This window comes from Ruegeria arenilitoris, from assembly GCF_013031355.1.
In the GTDB taxonomy this organism is placed as follows: Bacteria; Pseudomonadota; Alphaproteobacteria; order Rhodobacterales; family Rhodobacteraceae; genus Ruegeria; species Ruegeria arenilitoris_C.
Genome location: NZ_WPZO01000006.1, coordinates 102,317 through 123,170, shown reverse-complemented (window position 1 = coordinate 123,170; position 20,854 = coordinate 102,317). Strand labels below are relative to the sequence as shown.

The 20,854-nt window shown below is 60.6% G+C and carries 23 protein-coding genes; 13 read left to right on the top strand and 10 right to left on the bottom strand.

Features of this window, described 5'->3' with window-relative positions:
• The first annotated feature begins 2 nt into the window (after positions 1–2).
• The 4 genes from odhB (at position 3) to GOX63_RS15365 (ending at position 4,252) form a co-directional block, all read left to right on the top strand.
• Positions 3–1,508 (top strand): 2-oxoglutarate dehydrogenase complex dihydrolipoyllysine-residue succinyltransferase, encoded by a 1,506-nt coding sequence (odhB, locus tag GOX63_RS15380; protein ID WP_170327188.1) that lies wholly within the window; start codon positions 3–5, stop codon positions 1,506–1,508.
• A gap of 2 nt (positions 1,509–1,510) precedes the next feature.
• Positions 1,511–1,780, top strand: a complete 270-nt coding sequence (locus GOX63_RS15375) for a hypothetical protein (protein WP_170327189.1) — start codon at positions 1,511–1,513, stop codon at positions 1,778–1,780.
• 73 nt (positions 1,781–1,853) lie between these two features.
• Positions 1,854–3,242, top strand: coding sequence for a dihydrolipoyl dehydrogenase (lpdA, locus tag GOX63_RS15370; protein ID WP_170327190.1), 1,389 nt, complete (start codon positions 1,854–1,856; stop codon positions 3,240–3,242).
• A 161-nt stretch (positions 3,243–3,403) separates the two neighbouring features.
• The gene (locus GOX63_RS15365) at positions 3,404–4,252 is read left to right on the top strand and encodes a TerB family tellurite resistance protein (protein WP_170327191.1); all 849 of its coding nucleotides are present in this window, start codon (positions 3,404–3,406) and stop codon (positions 4,250–4,252) included.
• Position 4,253: 1 nt separating this feature from the next.
• Here GOX63_RS15365 and GOX63_RS15360 read toward each other — a convergent pair whose 3' ends face one another.
• From GOX63_RS15360 to GOX63_RS15345, 4 genes are read right to left on the bottom strand one after another with little or no spacing between them, the layout of a single operon-like run.
• Positions 4,254–4,859, bottom strand: a complete 606-nt coding sequence (locus tag GOX63_RS15360) for a pyridoxamine 5'-phosphate oxidase family protein (protein ID WP_170546410.1) — start codon at positions 4,857–4,859, stop codon at positions 4,254–4,256.
• Entirely contained in the window at positions 4,846–5,586 is a 741-nt protein-coding gene (locus GOX63_RS15355) for a lysophospholipid acyltransferase family protein (protein ID WP_170546304.1), read from the bottom strand. Before GOX63_RS15355 ends, GOX63_RS15360 begins: the two co-directional genes overlap by 14 nt.
• Complete coding sequence (locus GOX63_RS15350) at positions 5,586–6,485, bottom strand: cell division protein FtsX (protein WP_170327194.1); 900 nt, start codon at positions 6,483–6,485, stop codon at positions 5,586–5,588. Before GOX63_RS15350 ends, GOX63_RS15355 begins: the two co-directional genes overlap by 1 nt.
• On the bottom strand, positions 6,482–7,159 hold the full coding sequence (locus GOX63_RS15345) for a cell division ATP-binding protein FtsE (RefSeq protein ID WP_170327195.1): 678 nt from the start codon (positions 7,157–7,159) through the stop codon (positions 6,482–6,484). The genes GOX63_RS15350 and GOX63_RS15345 overlap by 4 nt, the downstream gene beginning before the upstream one ends.
• Before the next feature lie 183 nt (positions 7,160–7,342).
• On the opposite strand from GOX63_RS15345, the gene GOX63_RS15340 reads away from it, so the two are divergent.
• A complete protein-coding gene (locus GOX63_RS15340; protein ID WP_170327196.1) occupies positions 7,343–8,131 on the top strand; it encodes a zinc-ribbon domain-containing protein in 789 nt (262 codons plus the stop codon).
• 18 nt (positions 8,132–8,149) lie between these two features.
• On the opposite strand, the gene GOX63_RS15335 is transcribed toward GOX63_RS15340, so the two are convergent.
• The 6 genes from GOX63_RS15335 to argH all read right to left on the bottom strand — a co-directional run bounded on the left by GOX63_RS15335 (position 8,150) and on the right by argH (position 15,393).
• The gene (locus GOX63_RS15335; protein ID WP_367647210.1) at positions 8,150–10,693 is read right to left on the bottom strand and encodes a TIGR02302 family protein; all 2,544 of its coding nucleotides are present in this window, start codon (positions 10,691–10,693) and stop codon (positions 8,150–8,152) included.
• Positions 10,694–10,729: 36 nt separating this feature from the next.
• On the bottom strand, positions 10,730–11,995 hold the full coding sequence (gene lysA / locus GOX63_RS15330; RefSeq protein WP_170327197.1) for a diaminopimelate decarboxylase: 1,266 nt from the start codon (positions 11,993–11,995) through the stop codon (positions 10,730–10,732).
• Between the two features lie 65 nt (positions 11,996–12,060).
• Entirely contained in the window at positions 12,061–12,210 is a 150-nt protein-coding gene (locus tag GOX63_RS15325) for a hypothetical protein (RefSeq protein ID WP_170327198.1), read from the bottom strand.
• 81 nt (positions 12,211–12,291) lie between these two features.
• Positions 12,292–12,477 (bottom strand): argininosuccinate lyase, encoded by a 186-nt coding sequence (locus GOX63_RS15320; protein ID WP_437436615.1) that lies wholly within the window; start codon positions 12,475–12,477, stop codon positions 12,292–12,294.
• A 186-nt stretch (positions 12,478–12,663) separates the two neighbouring features.
• Positions 12,664–13,851, bottom strand: coding sequence for a sugar-transfer associated ATP-grasp domain-containing protein (locus tag GOX63_RS15315; RefSeq protein ID WP_170327199.1), 1,188 nt, complete (start codon positions 13,849–13,851; stop codon positions 12,664–12,666).
• 153 nt (positions 13,852–14,004) lie between these two features.
• The gene (gene argH / locus GOX63_RS15310) at positions 14,005–15,393 is read right to left on the bottom strand and encodes an argininosuccinate lyase (RefSeq protein WP_170327200.1); all 1,389 of its coding nucleotides are present in this window, start codon (positions 15,391–15,393) and stop codon (positions 14,005–14,007) included.
• 21 nt (positions 15,394–15,414) lie between these two features.
• On the opposite strand from argH, the gene GOX63_RS15305 reads away from it, so the two are divergent.
• From GOX63_RS15305 to GOX63_RS15270, 8 genes are all read left to right on the top strand, one after another.
• A complete protein-coding gene (locus GOX63_RS15305) occupies positions 15,415–15,981 on the top strand; it encodes a TlpA disulfide reductase family protein (protein WP_170327201.1) in 567 nt (188 codons plus the stop codon).
• A gap of 66 nt (positions 15,982–16,047) precedes the next feature.
• Positions 16,048–16,413 (top strand): hypothetical protein, encoded by a 366-nt coding sequence (locus GOX63_RS15300; RefSeq protein WP_170327202.1) that lies wholly within the window; start codon positions 16,048–16,050, stop codon positions 16,411–16,413.
• A gap of 89 nt (positions 16,414–16,502) precedes the next feature.
• Complete coding sequence (locus GOX63_RS15295; RefSeq protein ID WP_170327203.1) at positions 16,503–16,832, top strand: hypothetical protein; 330 nt, start codon at positions 16,503–16,505, stop codon at positions 16,830–16,832.
• A gap of 59 nt (positions 16,833–16,891) precedes the next feature.
• Positions 16,892–17,278, top strand: a complete 387-nt coding sequence (locus GOX63_RS15290) for a hypothetical protein (protein WP_170327204.1) — start codon at positions 16,892–16,894, stop codon at positions 17,276–17,278.
• Entirely contained in the window at positions 17,275–18,246 is a 972-nt protein-coding gene (locus tag GOX63_RS15285) for a sterol desaturase family protein (RefSeq protein WP_170327205.1), read from the top strand. Before GOX63_RS15290 ends, GOX63_RS15285 begins: the two co-directional genes overlap by 4 nt.
• Positions 18,247–18,339: 93 nt before the next feature.
• Positions 18,340–18,528: a hypothetical protein gene (locus GOX63_RS15280; protein WP_170327206.1), complete on the top strand. Its 189-nt coding sequence runs from the start codon at positions 18,340–18,342 to the stop codon at positions 18,526–18,528.
• Between the two features lie 91 nt (positions 18,529–18,619).
• Positions 18,620–19,453 (top strand): EAL domain-containing protein, encoded by an 834-nt coding sequence (locus tag GOX63_RS15275; RefSeq protein WP_170327207.1) that lies wholly within the window; start codon positions 18,620–18,622, stop codon positions 19,451–19,453.
• A 183-nt stretch (positions 19,454–19,636) separates the two neighbouring features.
• Positions 19,637–20,812, top strand: a complete 1,176-nt coding sequence (locus GOX63_RS15270) for an acetyl-CoA C-acetyltransferase (RefSeq protein WP_170327208.1) — start codon at positions 19,637–19,639, stop codon at positions 20,810–20,812.
• Positions 20,813–20,854 lie beyond the last annotated feature (42 nt).

Genomic DNA, 20,854 nt, shown 5'->3' with positions numbered 1-20,854 from the left:
CGATGACCATTGAAGTTCGTGTTCCCACGCTTGGCGAATCTGTTACCGAAGCCACGGTTGCGACCTGGTTCAAGAAACCCGGTGATGCCGTGGCCGTGGACGAGATGCTCTGTGAGCTTGAAACCGACAAAGTGACCGTCGAAGTTCCCTCGCCCGCAGCGGGCGTGATGGGCGAGATCGTTGCCGGAGAAGGTGAAACCGTTGGCGTCGATGCCCTGCTGGCAACCATCGCCGCTGGCGAAGGTGCCGCCCCCGCCCCTGCCGCTGCTGCCCCCGCAGCCGAGGCCGCCCCGGCCGCAGGCGCAGGCAGCGTCGATGTGATGGTGCCCACCCTGGGCGAGTCGGTCACCGAAGCCACCGTTTCAACCTGGTTCAAACAGGTTGGCGATGCCGTCGCGCAGGACGAAATGCTGTGTGAGCTGGAAACCGACAAGGTCTCGGTCGAGGTTCCTGCCCCAGCCGCTGGCGTTCTGGCGGAAATCGTGGCTCCGGAAGGGGCCACGGTGAATGCCTCGGCTAAACTGGCCGTAATCTCCGGCGCGGGCGCTGTTGCCGCCCCTGCCGCAGCTCCGGCCGCAGCCGCCCCGGCAGCAGTAGCCACAGGCAAAGACGTAGCCAATGCGCCGTCGGCCGAAAAAGCGATGGCCGAGGCCGGTCTGTCCGCCGATCAGGTCACCGGCACCGGTCGCGATGGCCGCATCATGAAAGAGGACGTGGCCCGAGCAGTGGCAACCGCTGCCGCTCCGGCTCCTGCTGCCGCTCCAGCCCCCGCGCCTGCACCGCGCGCGCCAGTCGCCGCCGCGGATTCGGCGCGTGAGGAACGGGTCAAGATGACCCGGCTGCGCCAGACCATCGCCAAGCGCCTGAAAGACAGCCAGAACACCGCTGCGATGCTGACCACCTATAACGAGGTGGACATGACCGAGGTGATGGCCCTGCGCAACCAGTACAAGGACCAGTTCGAGAAGAAGCACGGTGTGCGTCTGGGCTTTATGTCCTTCTTCACCAAGGCCTGCTGCCACGCGCTGAAGGAAGTGCCCGAAGTGAACGCCGAGATCGACGGCACCGACATCGTCTACAAGAACTTCGTCCACATGGGCGTTGCCGCCGGTACGCCCACCGGCCTAGTTGTTCCGGTCATCCGCGATGCCGACAGCATGTCCTTCGCAGCGATCGAGAAAGCCATTGCCGAGAAGGGCAAGCGCGCGCGCGAAGGCAAGCTGTCCATGGCCGAAATGCAGGGCGGCACCTTCACCATCTCGAACGGTGGTGTTTACGGCTCGCTGATGTCGTCGCCGATCCTGAACCCCCCGCAGTCGGGTATTCTGGGGATGCACAAGATTCAGGACCGTCCGATGGCGATCAACGGTCAGGTTGTGATCCGTCCGATGATGTATCTGGCGCTGTCCTATGACCACCGGATCGTTGACGGCAAAGGCGCCGTGACATTCCTTGTACGTGTAAAAGAGGCGCTGGAAGATCCGCGCCGCCTACTGATGGATCTGTAATCATGGCAACGCATGTATTGTGGCAGGCCGATGTGGCCGATTTCGATGCCTGGCTGAAAGTGTTCCGCGAGGACAAACCGATGCGCAAGGCCGCGGGCATCCGCGACCTGCACGTCTGGCGCGACCCGGACCAGCGTGACCATGCCATCGCCATGTTCGAGGTTACGAACCTGGACAAGGCGCGGGCGTTTTTCGGCTCGGAAGAGCTGGCGATGCACCACGAACGGGGCGGCATTGCGCATATCACGATCAAGCTGCTGGAACCGGTTTGAAGAAAGCATCGCATGATCCGGTCACACTGGATCATGCAGCCACCGGTCCATCCGGTCGATTTAGGAGAGTATAATGGCAAACTATGACGTCATCGTAATCGGCGCCGGCCCCGGCGGCTATGTCTGCGCCATCCGCTGCGCCCAGCTGGGCCTGAAAACCGCCGTTGTCGAAGGGCGTGAAACCTTGGGCGGCACCTGTCTGAACGTGGGCTGTATCCCGTCCAAAGCACTGCTGCACGCCAGCCATCAGCTGCATGAGGCCGAGCACAACTTTGCCAAGATGGGTCTGAAGGGCAAAAGCCCCTCGGTCGACTGGAAACAGATGCAGGCCTACAAGGAAGAAACCATCGAGGGCAACACCAAGGGCATCGAGTTCCTGTTCAAGAAGAACAAGATCGACTGGCTCAAGGGTTGGGGCTCGATCCCCGCTGCCGGTCAGGTGAAGGTGGGTGATGAGGTCCACTCGGCCAAGAACATCATCATCGCGTCGGGGTCCGAGCCGGCCTCGCTGCCGGGTGTTGAAGTGGACGAAAAGGTCGTCGTGACCTCGACCGGTGCGCTGTCACTGGGCAAGATCCCGAAAAAGATGGTGGTCATCGGCGCAGGTGTGATCGGCCTGGAACTGGGCTCGGTCTATCAGCGACTGGGGGCCGAGGTCACCGTGATCGAATTCCTCGACGTGATCACTCCGGGCATGGACCCCGAGGTGCAGAAGACCTTCCAGCGCATCCTCAAGAAACAGGGCCTGAAATTCGTCATGGGCGCGGCGGTGCAAAAGACTGAGGCCACCAAGACCAAGGCCAAGGTCACGTACAAACTGCGCAAGGATGACAGCGAGCACGTGATCGACGCCGACACCGTTCTGGTCGCCACCGGCCGCAAGCCGTTCTCGGACGGGCTGGGGCTTGAAGCCTTGGGCGTTGAGATGACCCCGCGCGGTCAGATCAAGGTTGGCGCCGACTGGCAGACCAACGTGCCGGGCATCTATGCCATTGGCGACGTCACCGAAGGCCCGATGCTGGCGCACAAGGCCGAGGACGAAGGCATGGCCGCCGCCGAGCAGGTCGCGGGCAAGCATGGCCACGTGAACTATGGCGTCATTCCGGGCGTGATCTATACATGGCCCGAAGTGGCGAATGTCGGCGAAACCGAAGAAACGCTCAAGGCCGCGGGCCGCGATTACAAGGTCGGCAAGTTCATGTTCATGGGCAATGGCCGCGCCAAGGCTAACTTTGCCGCCGACGGTTTCGTCAAGATTTTGGCCGACAAGGAGACCGACCGCATTCTGGGTTGCCACATCATCGGCCCGGCAGCCGGTGACCTGATCCACGAGGTCTGCGTCGCAATGGAATTCGGTGCCTCGGCCGAGGATCTGGCTCTGACCTGCCACGCCCACCCGACCTATTCGGAAGCGGTGCGCGAGGCTGCGCTGGCCTGCGGCGACGGTCCGATCCACAGCTGATCCAGCTGCAAAAGGAAACCAGAAAGGCGGGCCCAGCAGCCCGCCTTTTTTCTGCCGTTGCATCGCCTTAGTTTTGTTACCGTATAAGTTGATCAATCAACCGTGATTGCCGGACCTGAACCGGCACAGACGGTTGAAACGTAACATTTTTTGAGGTTGATATGCGGTTCGCCCTTCTCTGCGCTGTAGCGTTGTTATTCACCATGTTCTCAGGTCAGGACGCGCAAGCGGGCCGTGCCGGTGGCGTCTGGGGCACAGCCGAACAGATGAGCCTTGTTACGCCGACCGATGTCACGGACAATTCCGGTCAACCGCTGGCGCTGTGCCATTTGACCAAAAAGACTCACATCATGTTCGCGGGCGTGTGGCGCAGTTCGATCGGCTATGTCATGGCCCCGAACAACTGTGACAGCGACAGCTACTACTCGATCAATGCCGAGCAGCTGGCGATGGGCAAAGTGGTGGGGACTTACCCTGCGGACCTGCCGGATCAACCCTCGATGTCAATCGCCGACATGATCTCGGGGTATTGGGGTTTGGGTGCCATTGCGGTGTTCTTGCTAGTAGCTGTAGTGAAATCCGCTCGCCAAGCCAAGCGCACGGCGCAGAGGCATGCACAGATGGGCGATGTACATCCGGCGGCCTTGCGGGCGATGGATGCGATGTGCCACGCCGCAAAGGCGGATGGAACGCTGGACCCGTCCGAGATTGCATTGATGGCCGATATTGCCAAGCAGATGACCGGCGAGACTTTTGACGAGGCCCGCATCCGCCGCATGTTCGACATGGCCGAGGCCAAGCCGACCGAGGCACAGTTCGCCGCTTTTGGCACCGGATTGACCTCGGATCAGAAACGCATGGTGCTGCAGGCCACGCTGATGATCGCAGCCGCAGACGGCAATATGGATGATGATGAGGCCCTTTTCGCTCAGAAACTGGCGCGCGGGCTGGGGATCAATGTGGACGAGTTCATGACGATGTTTCAGGCCATGAACGCCAAGCCGGCCTGATTTACCACATGGTCTTTGCGGCGCGTGCCCCCCAATCGGAATCGTAACGCGCGCCGCCTTCTTCGCCGGCGCTCGCCTCGGCAAGTATTTCGCCCATGGTGGGGAGGTCGGCACTTTCGTCGCCCGCGCTCCAGGTGCGGGCACGCATCATCGCGCGGGCGCATTGGGTGTAGATCTCGGAAATTTCGATGACCGCAACGGTGGCCGGCTGTTTGCCGTTCTTCTCGAACCGGGCGCGCAGGTCGGCGTCCGCCGTCAGCCGCGCCTTTCCGTTTACACGCACGACATTGTTGGACCCGGGCACCAGAAACATCAGCGCCACACGCGGGTCCCGCACGATATTGCGCAGGGAATCCAGACGGTTGTTGCCACGCCAATCCGGCAGGGCCAGTGTGTCGGCATCAAGCTCCATCACTACCGGGCCATCATCCCCGCGTGGGCTGCCATCAGTGCCTTCAGGACCGACCGTACTTAGAATGCACAGCCGCGAGGTCATGATCCATTTGCGATACAGCGGCGTCAGGCTATGCGCCACCTTGCGCAAAGAGGGCGCTCCGGGTGTGCCATACAGCCCTTCGAGCGTTTCGATATCTTCAATGAATACCATCCGGGTCAAACCCCACTTCTTTCATCAATGCGTCAGAGCGTGTCTCGATCACGTTTTCCAGCCGTTGCAGGAAGTCCTTGCGGCCAACGCCCGGTTCGATCGGGTCGAGGAAATCGACAATTGCCAGCCCGGGTTTGCGCAAAACGCCCGTGCGCGGCCAGAAAACACCGGCGTTGGTCGCCACCGGAACGCAGGGAAACCCGAGGCCTTCATACAGAACCGCCGTGCCCACCTTGTAGGGACGATGCACCCCCGGCGCTACGCGGGTGCCCTGCGGGTAGATGACCAACTGGCCGGGTTCCGTGAATTCCTTCGAGACGTCCTTGACCATCTTGGCCACAGCCGCACCCTTTTTACCGCGATCAACCGGGATACAACCAAGGCGGCGCGCATACATGCCGATAACCGGGGTCCAGAGCAGTTCCCTTTTCATGATGAACTTGCCATGCGGCACCGCATCGAAAATCATGATGATATCGAGGAAAGACTGGTGCTTGGCACCGACGACCACCTCATCCATGGGCACTGTGCCGCGGACCTCGGTGCGGATACCGACCATCCAGCGGGCCAGCCACATGGTCGTGCGGGCATAGGTCTTGCAAGCTTGCAGCGCACCGCGCTTGGTCAGCAGCGCATAAGGTGCAAACACGATGCCCAGGATTAGCATCCAAGCATAGATTACGATCATGAAGATCAGCGAACGAACCCATTGAAACGCTGTGGTCATCACGAAAGCTCCTTCAATTTGCGGCTGGCAGCGGTCCAGGTGGCCAGAAAGGCGACGGCGGCACCCAGCACGGGGATCAACGCGGGCAGTAGCCAGCCTGCCCCCTGAAAGCCCAGACCGGTCAGAAAGCCCCCCTCGTCCGAGGCTTCGGGCAGCAGCAGCACCCCAGTCATGCCCAACAAAACCCCGACAACCGCACCAAAAAACGCGCGATAGGTAAAGCGGCGGACAAAGGCGCGGGCGATAAAGCTGTCGCGGGCACCGACGAGGCGCAGCACCTCGATAATCTGGGCATTGGCGGCGAGCGAGGCATTGGCGGCGAGCGTGATCATCGCCGCCGTAGCGACACCGATCAGCAGGATCGAGACCCAACCCAACCGCCGCAGCGACATCGCCGCATCCACCAGTGGCTCGCGCCATCGGGTGTGGTCGTCCAAAACCGCGCCCGGCACCTCGGCCCCTAGCCTCAAGCGCAGGCCAGTCGCGTCCAGCCCGGGATCACCTTCGATAATCTCGATCAGTTGCGGTATGGGCAGCGTGTCCAGCGGCAGATCGGGGCCGAACCAAGGCGACAGCAGCGCGGCTTGCTCCTCGGTCGTCAGCGCCCGGGCCGAGGCGACGCCGGGAGTCTGGCCAAGCACAGCCAGGGCGGCCTCAGTTTGGGCCGCAAGCTGGTCGGCGGGGGCATTGATGCGCAGGGTCGCGGCCCCGGCCAGTTCACTCGCCCAGCGATCCGCCAACCGCCCCGAGGCCAGCGACAACGCCAGCGCAAACACCGCCAGAAAGGCCATCGCGCCTGACACGAACAGGGTCAGATGCGCGGTATAACCGGTGGGTGGCACGACCCGGTCGGCGCGCGCATCCCGTTGCAACAGGTTCCGGATCATACCCTTGCTCATAGATCCGCCCCCGCAAGCTGCACCTGACGTTGCGAGATCCGCAGCACACGCGCCTGCACCTGGCTTTTGGCGGCGCGGATCAGGCTCAGGTCATGGGTGGCGATCAGAACGGTCTTGCCCATCTTGTTCAACTCGACCAGCAGGCGCAGCAGGCGTTGCGACATCTCCCAGTCCACATTGCCGGTGGGTTCATCCGCCAACACCACATCGGGCGACAGGATCACTGCACGGGCGAGGGCAGCACGTTGACGTTCGCCACCCGACAATTCCGGCGGGTGGGCATCCAGGCGCGCGCCCAGACCCACCCAAGACAGCAGCTCGCTCAAATCCTCTCGCTTCGCAGTCTCGGCCTGCCCGGATACCATCAACGGCAGGGCGACGTTTTCGGACACGGTCATGTGATCCAGAAATCGGCAATCCTGATGCACGACTCCGATCCGGCGACGCAGCAGGGCCATGTGGTCGCGGTCCAGCCCGGCGACATCCTGTTCAAACGCGTTCAGCCGCCCGGAAGTGGGCAACAACGCGCCATAACACAGCTTAAGCAACGTGGTCTTACCTGCACCCGATGGGCCGGTCAAAAAGTGAAACGATCCCGGTTGCAACTGCAGGGACACGTTGCTCAGCAATTCACCACCACCATAGGTGTAGCTGACATTTTCCAGCTCGATCACAGGGGCCCCCGTCTTAGTTGCCGCCCTTCTTGCCCGAGCGCGGTGGTGGTTTCAATGCCTGCACCGGGTTGAATTAGTGACATTTATGCTGCGATACCGAAAACACCCTTTGCGGTCAGTTTTTAACGGAATATCATCGCTGAAAAAACTACTATCGGGTCCGAGGCCCGACCAGGAGGCAGCATGCGTCTTACATGTCCGAATTGCAGCGCCCAGTACGAGGTGCCAGACGAGGTCATTCCCGAAGAAGGCCGCGACGTGCAGTGTTCGAATTGCGAGAATACCTGGTTTCAGGCCAAGTACGCGGATCAGCCTGCCCCTGCGGCGGCCGAGCCTGTTGTTGAGGACACGCCTGCCGAGGCAGAGCCCAAGCCCGCGGAGGCTGCTGAGGCAGCGTTTGCGCGTGTTACCGAGGTGAAAGTAGACAAGAAACCTGCTCCACCTCCTAAACCAACGCCCACGCCCGAACCTGCAGCCGCCGTGAAACAAGAAAAACCTGCGGCGGCCGGAAATATCGACCCGGCGGTTGCCAACATCCTCAAGGAAGAGGCCGCCCGCGAGGCCGATCTGCGCGCTCAGGAAGGCGGCAGCCTTGAGACCCAACCCGATCTGGCGCTGGAAACCCCGCCCGAACCCGACACGGAACGTGCCATCAAAGACCTGACAGCCACCGAGATCGCAGAAGATGCGGGCCAGAAGGACGCGCTGCCGGATGTCGAGGCGATCAATTCCAGCCTGCGCAGCGATGTCACCGCGGCAGAGGATAACGCGCCGCGCAAATCCGGTGGGTTCATGCGCGGTTTTGCCCTGATCCTGGTTATCGGAATTGTGCTGATGCTAGTCTACAGCAACGCTCAGGAAATCAGCCAGGCCGTTCCGCAGGCCGAACCTATCCTTAAGCCCTATGTGACGATGGTTGATCAGGCGCGGCTCTGGCTCGAGGCGCAAACCTCGGGCACAGCGCAGAACTGACCCGGTTGCGGGGCGGCGCTAGAACCGCTCCAGCAGTCGCTTGAGGTACTCCAACTCGATCTGAGGACGATCCGTCTCGCCGGTCCGCCGGCGGATTTCGTCCAGCAATTCACGGGCGCGGCGATAGACGTCTTCGCCTTGCAGCATGTTGTCATCGGTCGAGATCGACCCGTTGGTGCCCGGATTGCGACCCAGCGGATCACGGTTGTTGGCCTGCATGTCCCCGTCCTGCGTACCTTGGCCGGGCTGGTTCTGCTGGTTCTGGGCCAAAGCCTCGCCCAGTGACCGCATCCCTTCGCGCAGTGCTTCCATCGCCTCGGATTGGCGATCAATGGCCTCGGCCAGATCGTCGCTGCGCAGGGCTTCTTCGGCCTCGTCCATGGCGCGACCTGCGCGGCCCAGCGCATCGCGCGCGGCCTCACCTTCGGGCGTTCCCACGCCGGGCAGGCTTTGCTGCTGACGGCCCAGTTCATCGCGCAGGGCTTGCTGGCGGTCGGCCAGCGATCCCTGCCCCTGCTGGTTGCCTTCAGCCTGATCGGACCCTTGCCCCCGACCACCTTGACCCTCGTGGCTCTGACCCCGGCCCAGACCACCGCTGCGACCTTCATTGCCTTCGCTCTCGCCAGCCTGTGCGCCCGGGTTGAACTGTTCTTGCAGATCGCGGAAGGCCTGATCGCTAAGACCTTGCTGTTCGCGCAGAGTTTCTGCCAGCCCCTCCATGGCTTGCTGGCCTTCGGATTGCTGGCCCTGACCCTGACCTTGGGTGACGCGCATGTTCTCCATCATCTGTTGGAACTCTTCCAGCGCCTGCTGCGCCTCGGCCATGCGGCCCTGTTCCATCAACTCCTGAATGCGGTCCATCATCCGCTGCAGGTCGTCCTGCGTCATCTGCAAGGTTTCACCGTTCTGACCTTGCTGGTTCTCGTCAAACTCGCCGTTTTCCTGCGCCAGGCGCTGCAGTTGGCGTAAATAGTCCTGCGTCGCCTCGCGCAGTTCCTGCATCAACTCGGCGATTTCCTCGTCCGATGCGCCGTTCTTCATCGCCTCGGACAAACGTTCCTGCGCCCGGCGCATCCGTTCCAGCGCATCGGCCAGCGTGCCTTCTTCGATGATGACCGCCAGATCCCACAGGGCCTGTGCGATCTCTTCCTGCTGCTTGGGCTTCAGGTCGTATTTGGTAAACGCCTCCAGCCGCCGCAGGGTGACGCGCAGGTGCAGATAGGCAGTGTCCGAGCGGAAGAACCCTTCGGGCAAATGCGACACCGCGCGCAGCAACTGAGCAACCCGCGGCGCGTTGTCCCGCGACCACAGAAGATCGCGGCGCTGTTCGATTACCGCAGCGGCCAACGGATCAAAAAACCGCCGCGCGGGCAGCTTGGTCATGTAGGGTTCGGACTGACTTTCCTGATCCGCCGCATCGCGTGCGGTCAGGGTGATTGTCACCGGCAGATGCGCCCAGGGGTGCTGCGAGAAATCCTCGATCAGATCCTCGGTGAAATCGGCCCGATCACCGGTGATCGGCATGGGCAGTTCCACCTCGATTGCCTCGCGCGCCTCGGGGGCAACGGTCAGACCATAGCGGCGTTCCACCGCATCGAGGTCCAGCCTGATCGTGGCGCCGCCGGATACCACGCCATAGTCGTCACTGGCCGCAAAGGGCAGCTTCATCTGCCCACCCGCCTCGGCCTCGGCCACATCCGCGACACTGATGCTGGGCGCGGTATCCTGAACCACATCCAGCGCCCAGTCACGCCCGGACGGACCCGCGATCCTGAGCCGACCTGACTGTTCAACAACAAATTCCTGCTCCGGTTCGGTCGCGCCCTCCGTTCCCAACGGCGTGGAAGTTTCCGTCAAGCTATGGGCGCCAACCTCTCCATAGAAACGAAGAGTGATGCGGCTGCCCTGAGGGATCGACAGCGTTGGGTCGGTCTGGTCCGCAAGATAAAGCGTTGGCAAGCCGGTATAGCGCGGTGGTTCGACCCAACCCTCCCAGCTGGGCCCTTGGCCTGCGATGGCTGCGCCCGGGGCCATTTCGGCCACTGATCCGATGCGCCAGAACGACCCGAACAGCCCCGCGATCACCAGCGCCAGCAGGGCGGAATAGCGCAGAGCGTAAGGATCGCGGTCGGCCAGCCGCAAATCAGGTTTGACCGGTTCGGCCTGCGCCGCACGCTGCGCCATACGGGTCTGGTGCGCACGCCAAAGGGCAACCGAATCCGCATCCATCGCACCAATGGCCTGATCATCCATCAACGCTTGAATCGGACGCCCTGGCAGAGAGGCATCCAGCCGCATCAGCGCCTCGGTTCGTGACGGCACATGGAATCGCCGTCCGCCCAGAACCAGCGCCGCAAGCAGCCCCAACAGGGCCAATGCGCCGACAATCCAAACGATTTCCACACCCACAAGATCCTGCAGCCCAAGCATCAAAGCCGCCAGAATCGCCATGGAAATCGTGAAAAACGGCCAAAACGCGCGCAAAACCTGCTCGGCCAGCATCCCTGCGTGCGTCAGCCACAGAGACAGTCTTGGGATCGGCAGGGTCGGTCTTGCGGTCAAGGCGGGCCTCCTGAACAGGCCCGCGCGGTTATCGCGTCAAAGCCACGTAGGTATGGTATCGCGGTTTATGATTTCGTCAAAGCTTGGCCGTTCACGAATTACGGCAAATTGATCCCCATGCACCAGAACCTCGGGGATCAGGGGCCGGGTGTTGTATTCGCTGGCCATCACCGCACCATAGGCGCCGGCGCTTCGGAAGGCCACCAGATCACCAGCGACAAGCGGTGGCATGTTGCGCTGCTTGGCAAAGGTATCGCCGGTTTCACAGACCGGGCCGACGATATCATAGGGCTGTTGCTCAACGCCCGCCTCGGGTTCCTGAACAGCGACGATATCATGATGCGCCTCGTACATCGCGGGACGGATCAGGTCGTTCATGGCCCCGTCAAGGATCAGGAAATCGCGGTCCTCGCCAGATTTCACATAGATCACCTTGCTGACCATCAGACCGGCATTGCCCGCAATCAGGCGGCCTGGCTCAATCTCGATCTCACAACCCAGATGGCCCAGCGTTTTCTTGATCAGAGCGCCATATTCCACCGGCAGCGGCGGTGCGTCATTGGCACGGGTATAGGGAATGCCCAAGCCACCGCCCAGATCGAGACGGCGAATTTTGTGGCCCTCGGCGCGCAGTTGCTCGGTCAACTCGGCGACCTTGGTATAAGCCAGCTCGAACGGCTCCAACTCGGTCAGTTGCGAGCCGATATGGACGTCGATGCCGATCACCTCCAACCCCGACAGGGTGGCGGCGTGGGCATAAACCTCGGACGCGCGGGCGATCGGGATGCCGAACTTGTTCTCGGACTTGCCGGTGGCGATCTTGGCGTGGGTCTTGGCGTCGACGTCCGGGTTCACCCGCACGGTAATCGGCGCGACAACACCCAGTTCCAACGCAACGGCGTTGATCACTTCCATCTCGGGCTCGGATTCTACGTTGAACTGGCGGATGCCTCCGGTCAGCGCGGTGCGGATTTCGTCCGCCGTTTTACCCACGCCCGAAAACACGATCTTGTCGCCCGGAACACCCGCAGCCTTGGCGCGCAGATACTCCCCGCCCGAGACCACATCCATCCCCGCGCCTGCCTGCGCCAAGGTTTTCAGGATCGCCTGATTGCTGGCGGCCTTCATCGCGTAGCAGACAAGGTGATCAGTGCCCTCAAGCGCGTCATCGAACAGCTGGAAATGCCGCAACAGGGTCGCCGTCGAATAGACATAGAAGGGAGTTCCGACCGCGGCTGCGATTTCGGAGATTGGGACATCCTCGGCGAAAAGCGCGCCGTCGCGGTAGAGAAAGTGATCCATGACTGCGCGCTTAGACCAAAACCGCCCGCCGGATCAATGGATTCTGCACGGCCCTAAGCGTTCCGTCACTTGGTTGTCGACACACCAACCCGCGCGTAGCCCGAGACCGAGATGCCAGACCCGCCCGAATGCGCCTCGGGTTCAGGGCGAGGTTTGTACGAAGGGTCGCAGGCCGCAAGCACGGCGAGGGACAGGATCAGGCCGAAAAATTTCATAGTATCGTCTTATGCTTAGGGGGTGGCGCAAGGCCGGTCATACCATGCAGATAGGGGCGTGGCAGTCTGATTGCAAAAGTATCACACGCCCAGATAGACGCCCAGACCGCCGCGTCGGAACCCAACACCGCCACCGACATGGGTGCCACTGGAGCCAACGCCGACACCCAGGCTTGCCGTTGGCTGGATCGGTTCGCCATCGGCACCGCAGGCGGCCAGGGCAAACCCGGCCAATAGGACAAAACCCAAACGCAAAATTCGCATCATGCCAACACCTTCCATCGCTTGATCCGGGCACGCACCTGACCGGGCACCATGCCACAACAGGACTGGCAGGATTTTACTGCATTTTCACACCGGGCACACCAAGATTGTCACCGGAGTTTTCGCCCACAGTTTTCCTGAACGCACATCACGGACCGTGCCCACCAAAAGCAATGCAATCATCCGTACCTATGAGCGGCGCGCGTCGCGGCGGGATTTCTCCAGTTCCTCGACTTGCTTCAGCATATCCGAAGAAATTTTTGATGCGTTTTCAATCGCTGGCGCGAAGTCCGGATTATACAGGCCGCGCCCATAGACCAATTGGTAGAGCGTATGAAACGGGTTTGCGTTGCACTCGATGATTGCCGGGCCGGTTTCAGTCACGGCAACATCCCAGCCAAAAACGCCGAATTCGGGGAACAACTCGTGGGCTGACACGCAAGTTTCGACCAGTTCTTCCCAATTTGGGACGCGGACGCCGGCAAACGGTTCATCGGACACCGGATGACGTTCGATGGTTTGTGCATTCAGCCCTATACCGGTTCGCGCTTCGCCCAGAACACCATTGTCGTCAATCTGAACCAGAATGCTACCCTGTTGCCAGAAATTGTCCGACATCGCATTCGGCGACGGCACTTTCCACAGGGCATAGAGTTTCCGCGGCTTGTCCTGATCCCGGATCGTCACAAATCGCAGCGAGCCAACGGCTTTGCCGGCGATCTTGCAGAACTCGGGGTGCTGACGAAGCGCCGACTGCAGAATGAATCCATCCGGGTAGTCTGCATAAACTTCGTTGCAGAAACTCTCCAACAGTACTTTACGCCCGTTTCCCAGAACGATGAGGTCACCCTCGATGCCCTCCAGATACACCGAGCCGAAGCTTCCCGAACCTTCGCAGGGTTTGCCGAACAGGGGGAAGGCGGCCTTTTGCGTCAGAAATTGAAAGAGCTCGGTCGGGCTTTTCAGGGCAGGAATGTTTCCAAATCGCCGGTTGCTGGACGCAACCGCCTGCGTCACGGTTGTGGGAATTCCCAGCGACGTCAGCAAGGACGAATACATGACCTTGTCGCGAACAAACGCGCGATTCAAAGTCAATCGCACCGGTGACATGTCGCAGTTGGCCTGGAACGATCCCTTTTCGCCAACAAAGGTTCGCTTTTCATCCAGCGTCATTTCAGGATTGAAAAGACCCAGCGAAAAATACTCGGGGAAACTGACCTTGCTGCGCCCTCTCTGCAACCTGATCATGTCCCGGAACTGAGAAAACGGGCTGACACCGAACTTTTTGGCGACCGCCACAAAAGCAGCGGAGGTTGGCGTTTCGGCGATTTTGGGGGCTTCCAAAAGCGCTTTTTCATTGGCTGTGATCGTTGTCATCGTTTTCTCTGCAAGGTTGGGTGCCAGAAATATCGCGTGAGCATTCTGAGACCGACTTGAATCAGGAAAAAATGGCCAAATTTTGGCGCGACTGTTCACCAGATGGCAGCAATTGAAGCTGGACCCGGACCTTCGGGCGCAGGCTGAAAGTCCTCAGACCAAGGTTTTCCACCGTTCGACCTGCGCGCGCACCTGATCCGGCGCCGTGCCGCCATAGGATTGGCGAGAGTTTACCGAATTTTCCACGGTAAGGACAGAATAGACATCATCGGTGATATCGGCATGCACCGATTGCATGTCTTCCAGCGTCAGGTCGGGCAGGTCGCAGCCCTTGCCCTCGGCCATGGCCACCAGCGATCCGGTGACGTGGTGCGCGTCGCGGAACGGCAGGCCCAGCACCCGCACCAGCCAGTCGGCCAGATCGGTTGCGGTCGAGAAACCGGACCCCGCCGCCGCAGCCAGGCTTTCGCGGTTGGCGGTCATGTCCTTGACCATGCCCTCCATCGCCGCCAGCGCCAGCATCCAGTTGTCGGCAGCATCAAAGACCTGTTCCTTGTCTTCCTGCATGTCCTTGGAATAGGCCAGCGGCAGTCCCTTCATCACCATCATCAGCGCGGTATTGGCACCATAGATGCGACCAACCTTGGCGCGGATCAGCTCGGCCGCGTCGGGATTTTTCTTCTGCGGCATGATCGACGATCCGGTCGAGAAACGGTCGGACAGCGTCACAAACCGGAACTGGGCCGAAGACCAGATCACCAGTTCCTCGGCAAAGCGCGACAAGTGCACGGCGCAGATTGAAGCGGTGGACAGAAACTCCAGCGCGAAATCGCGGTCGCTGACGGCATCCAGCGAGTTCGCGGCGGGGCGGTCAAAGCCCAGCGTCTGCGCCGTCATGTGACGGTCGATGGGGAAGGACGTTCCGGCCAGAGCAGCCGCCCCCAGCGGGGATTCGTTCATCCGGGCTCGGGCGTCGCGAACGCGGCTCAGGTCCCGACCAAACATCTCGACATAGGCCATCATGTGGTGACCCCATGTGACGGGCTGGGCGGTTTGAAGGTGGGTAAAGCCCGGCATAACCCAATCAGCCCCGGCCTCGGCCTGCGCCAAAAGCGCGCGGATCAGGGCCAGCAGGCCGGTTTCAGCCGCGTCCAGTTGATCGCGCACCCACAGTTTGAAATCGGTCGCCACCTGATCATTCCGGCTGCGGCCCGTGTGCAAACGGCCTGCGGGCTCACCAATCACCTCTTTCAGCCGCGCTTCGACATTCATGTGGATGTCTTCCAGCGCGGTCGAGAACTGAAATTCTCCGTTCTGGATTTCTGACAAAACGGTGAGCAGCCCTTCCCGAATAGCTTCAGCGTCACTATCAGTAATAACGCCTGTGGCCGCGAGCATGGCGGCATGGGCGCGCGAGCCTGCGATGTCCTGGGCTGCCATCCGCTGATCGAACCCGATCGAGGCATTGATTGCCTCCATGATCGCGTCTGGACCGGCGGCAAAGCGGCCGCCCCACATCTGGTTCGAGGATTGATCGGTCATGTAAGAAAACCCGGAGTTGATATGCGCCTATTTCGTCTGATCCCCCTTTATATTGCCCTTGCGCTGGGTGCAAATGCGGCTTTGGCCACGGATGCGGAAACTCTGGGCCCGCTGCGCGACGGCACGCTGAAACGGCTGATCCTGCATAAAGAGCCGAAACCGGTCGAAGCGGTCGAGTTTCAGCTGGAAGATGACGGCGGCACCGCGACGCTTGAGGATTATAAGGGCAAATACGTTCTGTTGAACTTCTGGGCCACTTGGTGCGCGCCCTGCCGCAAGGAAATGCCCCAGATCGCCGAGCTGCAAGCAGAGTTCGGCGGCGACAAGTTCGAGGTCCTGACACTGGCCACCGGGCGCAACTCGCCTGCGGGGATCAAAAAGTTCTTCGAAGAAAACGGCATCGAAAACCTGCCCCGCCATCAGGACAGAGGCTCGGCTGTGGCGCGGGAATTCGGAGTGATCGCCCTGCCGATCACGGTGATCCTTGATCCCGACGGCAATGAAATAGCCCGTCTTATCGGGGATGCCGAGTGGAATTCGGACAGCGCCAAGGCGATCATCTCGACGCTGGTAGGCGCTGAAAGTTAACGCCTGCGCCCCTACTGGCCCGAATCGTGTTATTCTCCCGATCTCAATTGTTTTGGGGGAATAGTAATGACTGGATTTAAACTGGTACCAATTGTTGCGGCCGTATTGGTGGTTGCAGGAACGGCTCAGGCTGACTTTAAGAGGGTCAAAACAGCCGAGCAGTTCAACAAGGAACTTGTTGGCAAAAAGCTCGTCGATGACCAAGGCAATGTTTTTATTGCCAATGCAGATGGTACAATCTCGGCCAAGTTGACCAGCGGGAAAAAGTTCAGCGGCAACTGGGTGTGGGACAAGAAGTTCTGGTGCCGCAATGGTGTGCTGGATGGCAAAGCCCTTGGCACTGATTGTCAGGTTTTCGAAGTGGACGGGACTACCGTCAAGATGACGCGTGAGAAGGGCAAGGGAAGCTCGACGATCTACACGTTGCAATAGCCAATCACGCTTCGGACCGAATTCCATGCTAAACTAACGTTACCGCCATCTGAATCGGTGGCGGTGCGAAACTGGATACGGAGGCGACAATGAAACCCGTAGTACTGTTGATAGGTCGCTTGCCCAATGTCATTGGCGACGTGGCGCGGCAATTGGATCACATGCCGATCCAATGGCTAGGGGCTCATGACCCCGACGAGGTCCGGCGGCAATTGGATGCCGAGCCCCGGATCGTCTGCGCCATCATGGGTGCCGGTCTGGATGACAAGATACGCGGCGAGTTGGTCGGCATCATCGCCGCACGCAGGCCGGATATCTGCATTCACCTCAAGGATCGCGCCTCTGGCCCCGATGGCCTGGTGCCCTTTGTCCAGCGAGTCGTGCAACACGAAATACTCGACACGCTCGAGGCAGGCTGACGCCACGCTACCTTTGACAGCGTCCTGACCGCTTTGCACTCTGCGGGCGGGAGGACGGAATGCCGCTTGAAATATTGCTGGTTCTGGTTGTCGGAGGCATCGTCGGAGTGACGGTGCTGCTGCATTTTACCGGGCGGTCACGGGTGCGCGAACTAACGCCCGAAACCGCGCGCTCGGAATGGCTGCGTCACGCGCCCGACGATGAGATCATCGACATCACCATTGCCCATGACAACCACTCGGCCCTGATCCGAACCGAAACCGGCAACGGGCTGTTGTGGTCCTTCGGTGCCGACACCGTGGCGCGTCATTTGCTGGATTTCGACTGGCTGGATCACCCCGAAGGGATTGAGATCCAGTTCCACGAATTTGGCACTCCCAAAGCCATCGTCCGCCTGGACGACTTCGAACGCCCGCATTGGGAACATCTGATGGACCCCTCATGACCGACCAAGTGACCTTTCCCGATGCCGTGCAATGGGCGGTGCCGTTTTTTATCGCCGCCATTCTGGCCGAGTTTTTGTGGATCGCCATCAAGGGCAAGGGCGGGCGGTATGAGACGCGCGATGCCGTGACCTCGCTGGTGATGGGGGCTGGGAATATTGCCTCGGGCTTTTTGCTGGGATTCATCGCCTATGCCTTCTTTATGTGGCTGTGGCAGATCACACCGCTGAACCTGGGCACCTCGATCCCGGTGATCATCCTGTGCTTTGTGCTGGACGATCTGCGCTATTACTGGGTGCATCGTTTTGGCCACCGCATCCGCTGGGTCTGGGCCAGCCATGTGAATCACCACAGCTCGCAACACTACAACCTGACAACGGCGCTGCGGCAGACCTGGACCTATACCTTCACTTTCATGATGGTTGTCCGCGCGCCCCTGATCCTGCTGGGCTTTCACCCGGCTATGGTACTGTTCTGCGGTGGCTTGAACCTGATCTACCAGTTCTGGATTCACACCGAAGCCATCGGCAAGATGCCCCGCTGGTTCGAGGCGGTGATGAACACCCCCAGTCACCACCGCGCACATCATGGCCGCAACGCACGCTATCTCGATTGCAACTATGCGGGTGTCTTCATCATCTGGGACAAGATGTTCGGCACCTTCGTACCTGAACAAGAGGATGATCGCGTCGATTACGGCTTGGTCCACAATATAGGCACGTTCAATCCGCTGCGCGTGGCGTTCCATGAATGGGTTGGCATCTGGCGCGACGCAACCCAACCGGGGCTGACTCTGCGCGAACGTCTGGCCTATTGCTTTGCGCCACCGGGTTACAGCCATGACGGCAGTCGTGACAGCTCTGAGCAGATCAAAGCCAAACACCTGGCCCGCCACCCCGAAGATCGCGGAACGCCCGGATTCGAGCAATATGAGGCAGAAACGCCCAATACGCAGGCAAAACAGGCTTAAATCCGCCGATCCGGCACCCCCCGTTCCTTGAAAGCGGAAATTCACATTCCATATTCAGCGGATGTGACCCGTATCAAGTAGCCGGAGGCCGAAATGTCCAGATTGACGAGTGTATCAACCGTTCTTGGTCTGGTCGGGCTGGTGCTGGCTATGCTGACGGCATTGGCGGGCGGTGCCCCCAGCCTCATCGCGCTGGGGTTTGTCATGCTGGCACTGGGCTTCATGGGCGCAGTAATCGGCGCAGCGGCCGCCCTGGGCCGCGTCTGGGAAACGGTGCGCTGAACCGCATCATTTTCTCCCCCCTTAACCGCAGATTCATAGTTTTGCTCTGAAATCAGATCCCGAGCGGCGACGTAATGGGAATGGCAAGGCTATGCGGGGAAAAGAACAGGCAGATATGCCCGAGGGTGCCGAAAGCCCTCTGAACGCGGCTGTTACATCTCGCGACACCTCCACGGTTCAAATGGCGACCGAGGCGGTAAAGCACAAACAGTGCAAACTCGCTTTTCAACCCATCATGCAGGCGCATCCCCCGTTTGGTGTAGCGTTCTACGAAGGATTCATCCGGGTGCTGGATGAAACCGGGCGAGTCATTCCCGCGCGGGATTTCATGCCGCAGCTGGAAAATACACCCATCGGGCGGGATCTGGATTGCGTTGCGTTGGAGATGGGGCTGCGGACGCTGGCCCGAAACCCCGACATCCGCCTGTCGATCAACATGTCCGCCCGCTCGATCGGGTATGCGCGGTATTCACGGGTGCTGGAGCGGTTTTTGAAAAAAGACGCCAGTATTGGTGAGCGGCTGATTCTGGAAATCTCGGAAAGTTCGGCGATGACGGTGCCGGAATTGGTGATCGATTTCATGGACCGGCTTCAACCGCGCGGCGTCGCCTTTGCGCTGGATGATTTCGGTGCCAGCAATTTCAGCTTCCGCCATTTCCGAGAGTTTCTGTTCGACGCCGCCAAGATCGACGGGCAATTCGTGCGCGGCATTAGCGACAACCCCGACAATCAGGCGCTGGTCCGCGCCTTGGTCGCCGTGGCGCGGGAGTTTGAAATTCTGGTGACCGCCGAATCGGTTGAAACCAAGGCAGACGCCGAATTCCTTGTGGCCAATGGCGTGGACTGTTTGCAGGGGTTCTTGTTCGGCGCCCCCACCGTTTCAGCCCCCTGGAAAGACGTGAAAACCCAGCAAACCGGCAGCTAACCACGCAAAACTGCCCCTAGGGCACCCTGAGACAAGGTGACCGTTGCTGCAATTGCAGCATTGCGCTATGCCATGTTCAGTTGGAGCGGGGGATCAGGAGGCGCTCTGGTTCACAGGGGCTTTGCCTTTGCGATCCGCGCCGTTACGGTTCCCACAGGACCTTGATGGTAAAGGATTGTCTATATGACCAACGTAGTAATCGCATCCGCAGCACGCACCGGTGTCGGCAGTTTTGGCGGCTCGTTTGCAAACACACCCGCACATGATCTGGGTGCCGCCGTTCTTGAGGCCGTCGTCGAACGTGCCGGCGTCGAAAAGGGCGAGGTAAGCGAAACCATCATGGGTCAGGTGCTGACTGCGGCTCAGGGTCAGAACCCTGCCCGTCAGGCGCATATCAATGCCGGCCTGCCGCAGGAAAGCGCAGCCTGGGGCATCAACCAGGTCTGCGGTTCGGGCCTGCGTGCCGTCGCTCTGGGTGCCCAGCACATCCAACTGGGCGATGCTGAAATCGTTGCCGCCGGTGGTCAGGAAAACATGACCCTCTCGCCCCATGCCGCCGCCCTGCGCGCCGGTCACAAGATGGGTGACATGAAGTATATCGACACCATGATCCGCGATGGTCTGTGGGACGCCTTCAACGGCTACCACATGGGTCAGACCGCCGAGAACGTGGCCGAGAAGTGGCAGATCAGCCGTGACATGCAGGACGAATTCGCCGTTGCGTCGCAGAACAAGGCCGAAGCCGCGCAGAAGGCTGGCAAATTCGCGGATGAGATCGTGCCCTTCACCATCAAGACCCGCAAGGGCGACATCGTGATGGACAGCGACGAGTACATCCGCCACGGCGCAACCATGGAGGCGATGGCCAAGCTGCGCCCCGCCTTCACCAAGGACGGTTCGGTCACTGCGGCAAACGCATCCGGCCTGAACGACGGCGCGGCAGCGACCCTGCTGATGTCGGCTGAAAACGCCGAGAAGCGCGGGATTGAGCCTCTGGCCCGCATCGCGTCCTACGCAACCGCCGGTCTGGACCCGTCGATCATGGGCGTCGGCCCGATCTATGCCTCGCGCAAAGCCCTGGAGAAAGCAGGCTGGTCGGTTGACGATCTGGATCTGGTCGAAGCCAACGAAGCCTTTGCCGCGCAAGCCTGTGCCGTGAACAAGGACATGGGTTGGGACCCGTCGATCGTGAACGTGAACGGCGGCGCGATTGCCATCGGTCACCCGATCGGCGCATCCGGCTGCCGCGTTCTGAACACGCTGCTGTTCGAAATGAAGCGCCGCGACGCGAAGAAGGGTCTGGCGACCCTCTGCATCGGTGGCGGCATGGGTGTCGCCCTCTGCGTGGAGCGCGACTAAGTGCTTTGACAATTAAACATAAAAGGGCGTCCGACGGGCGCC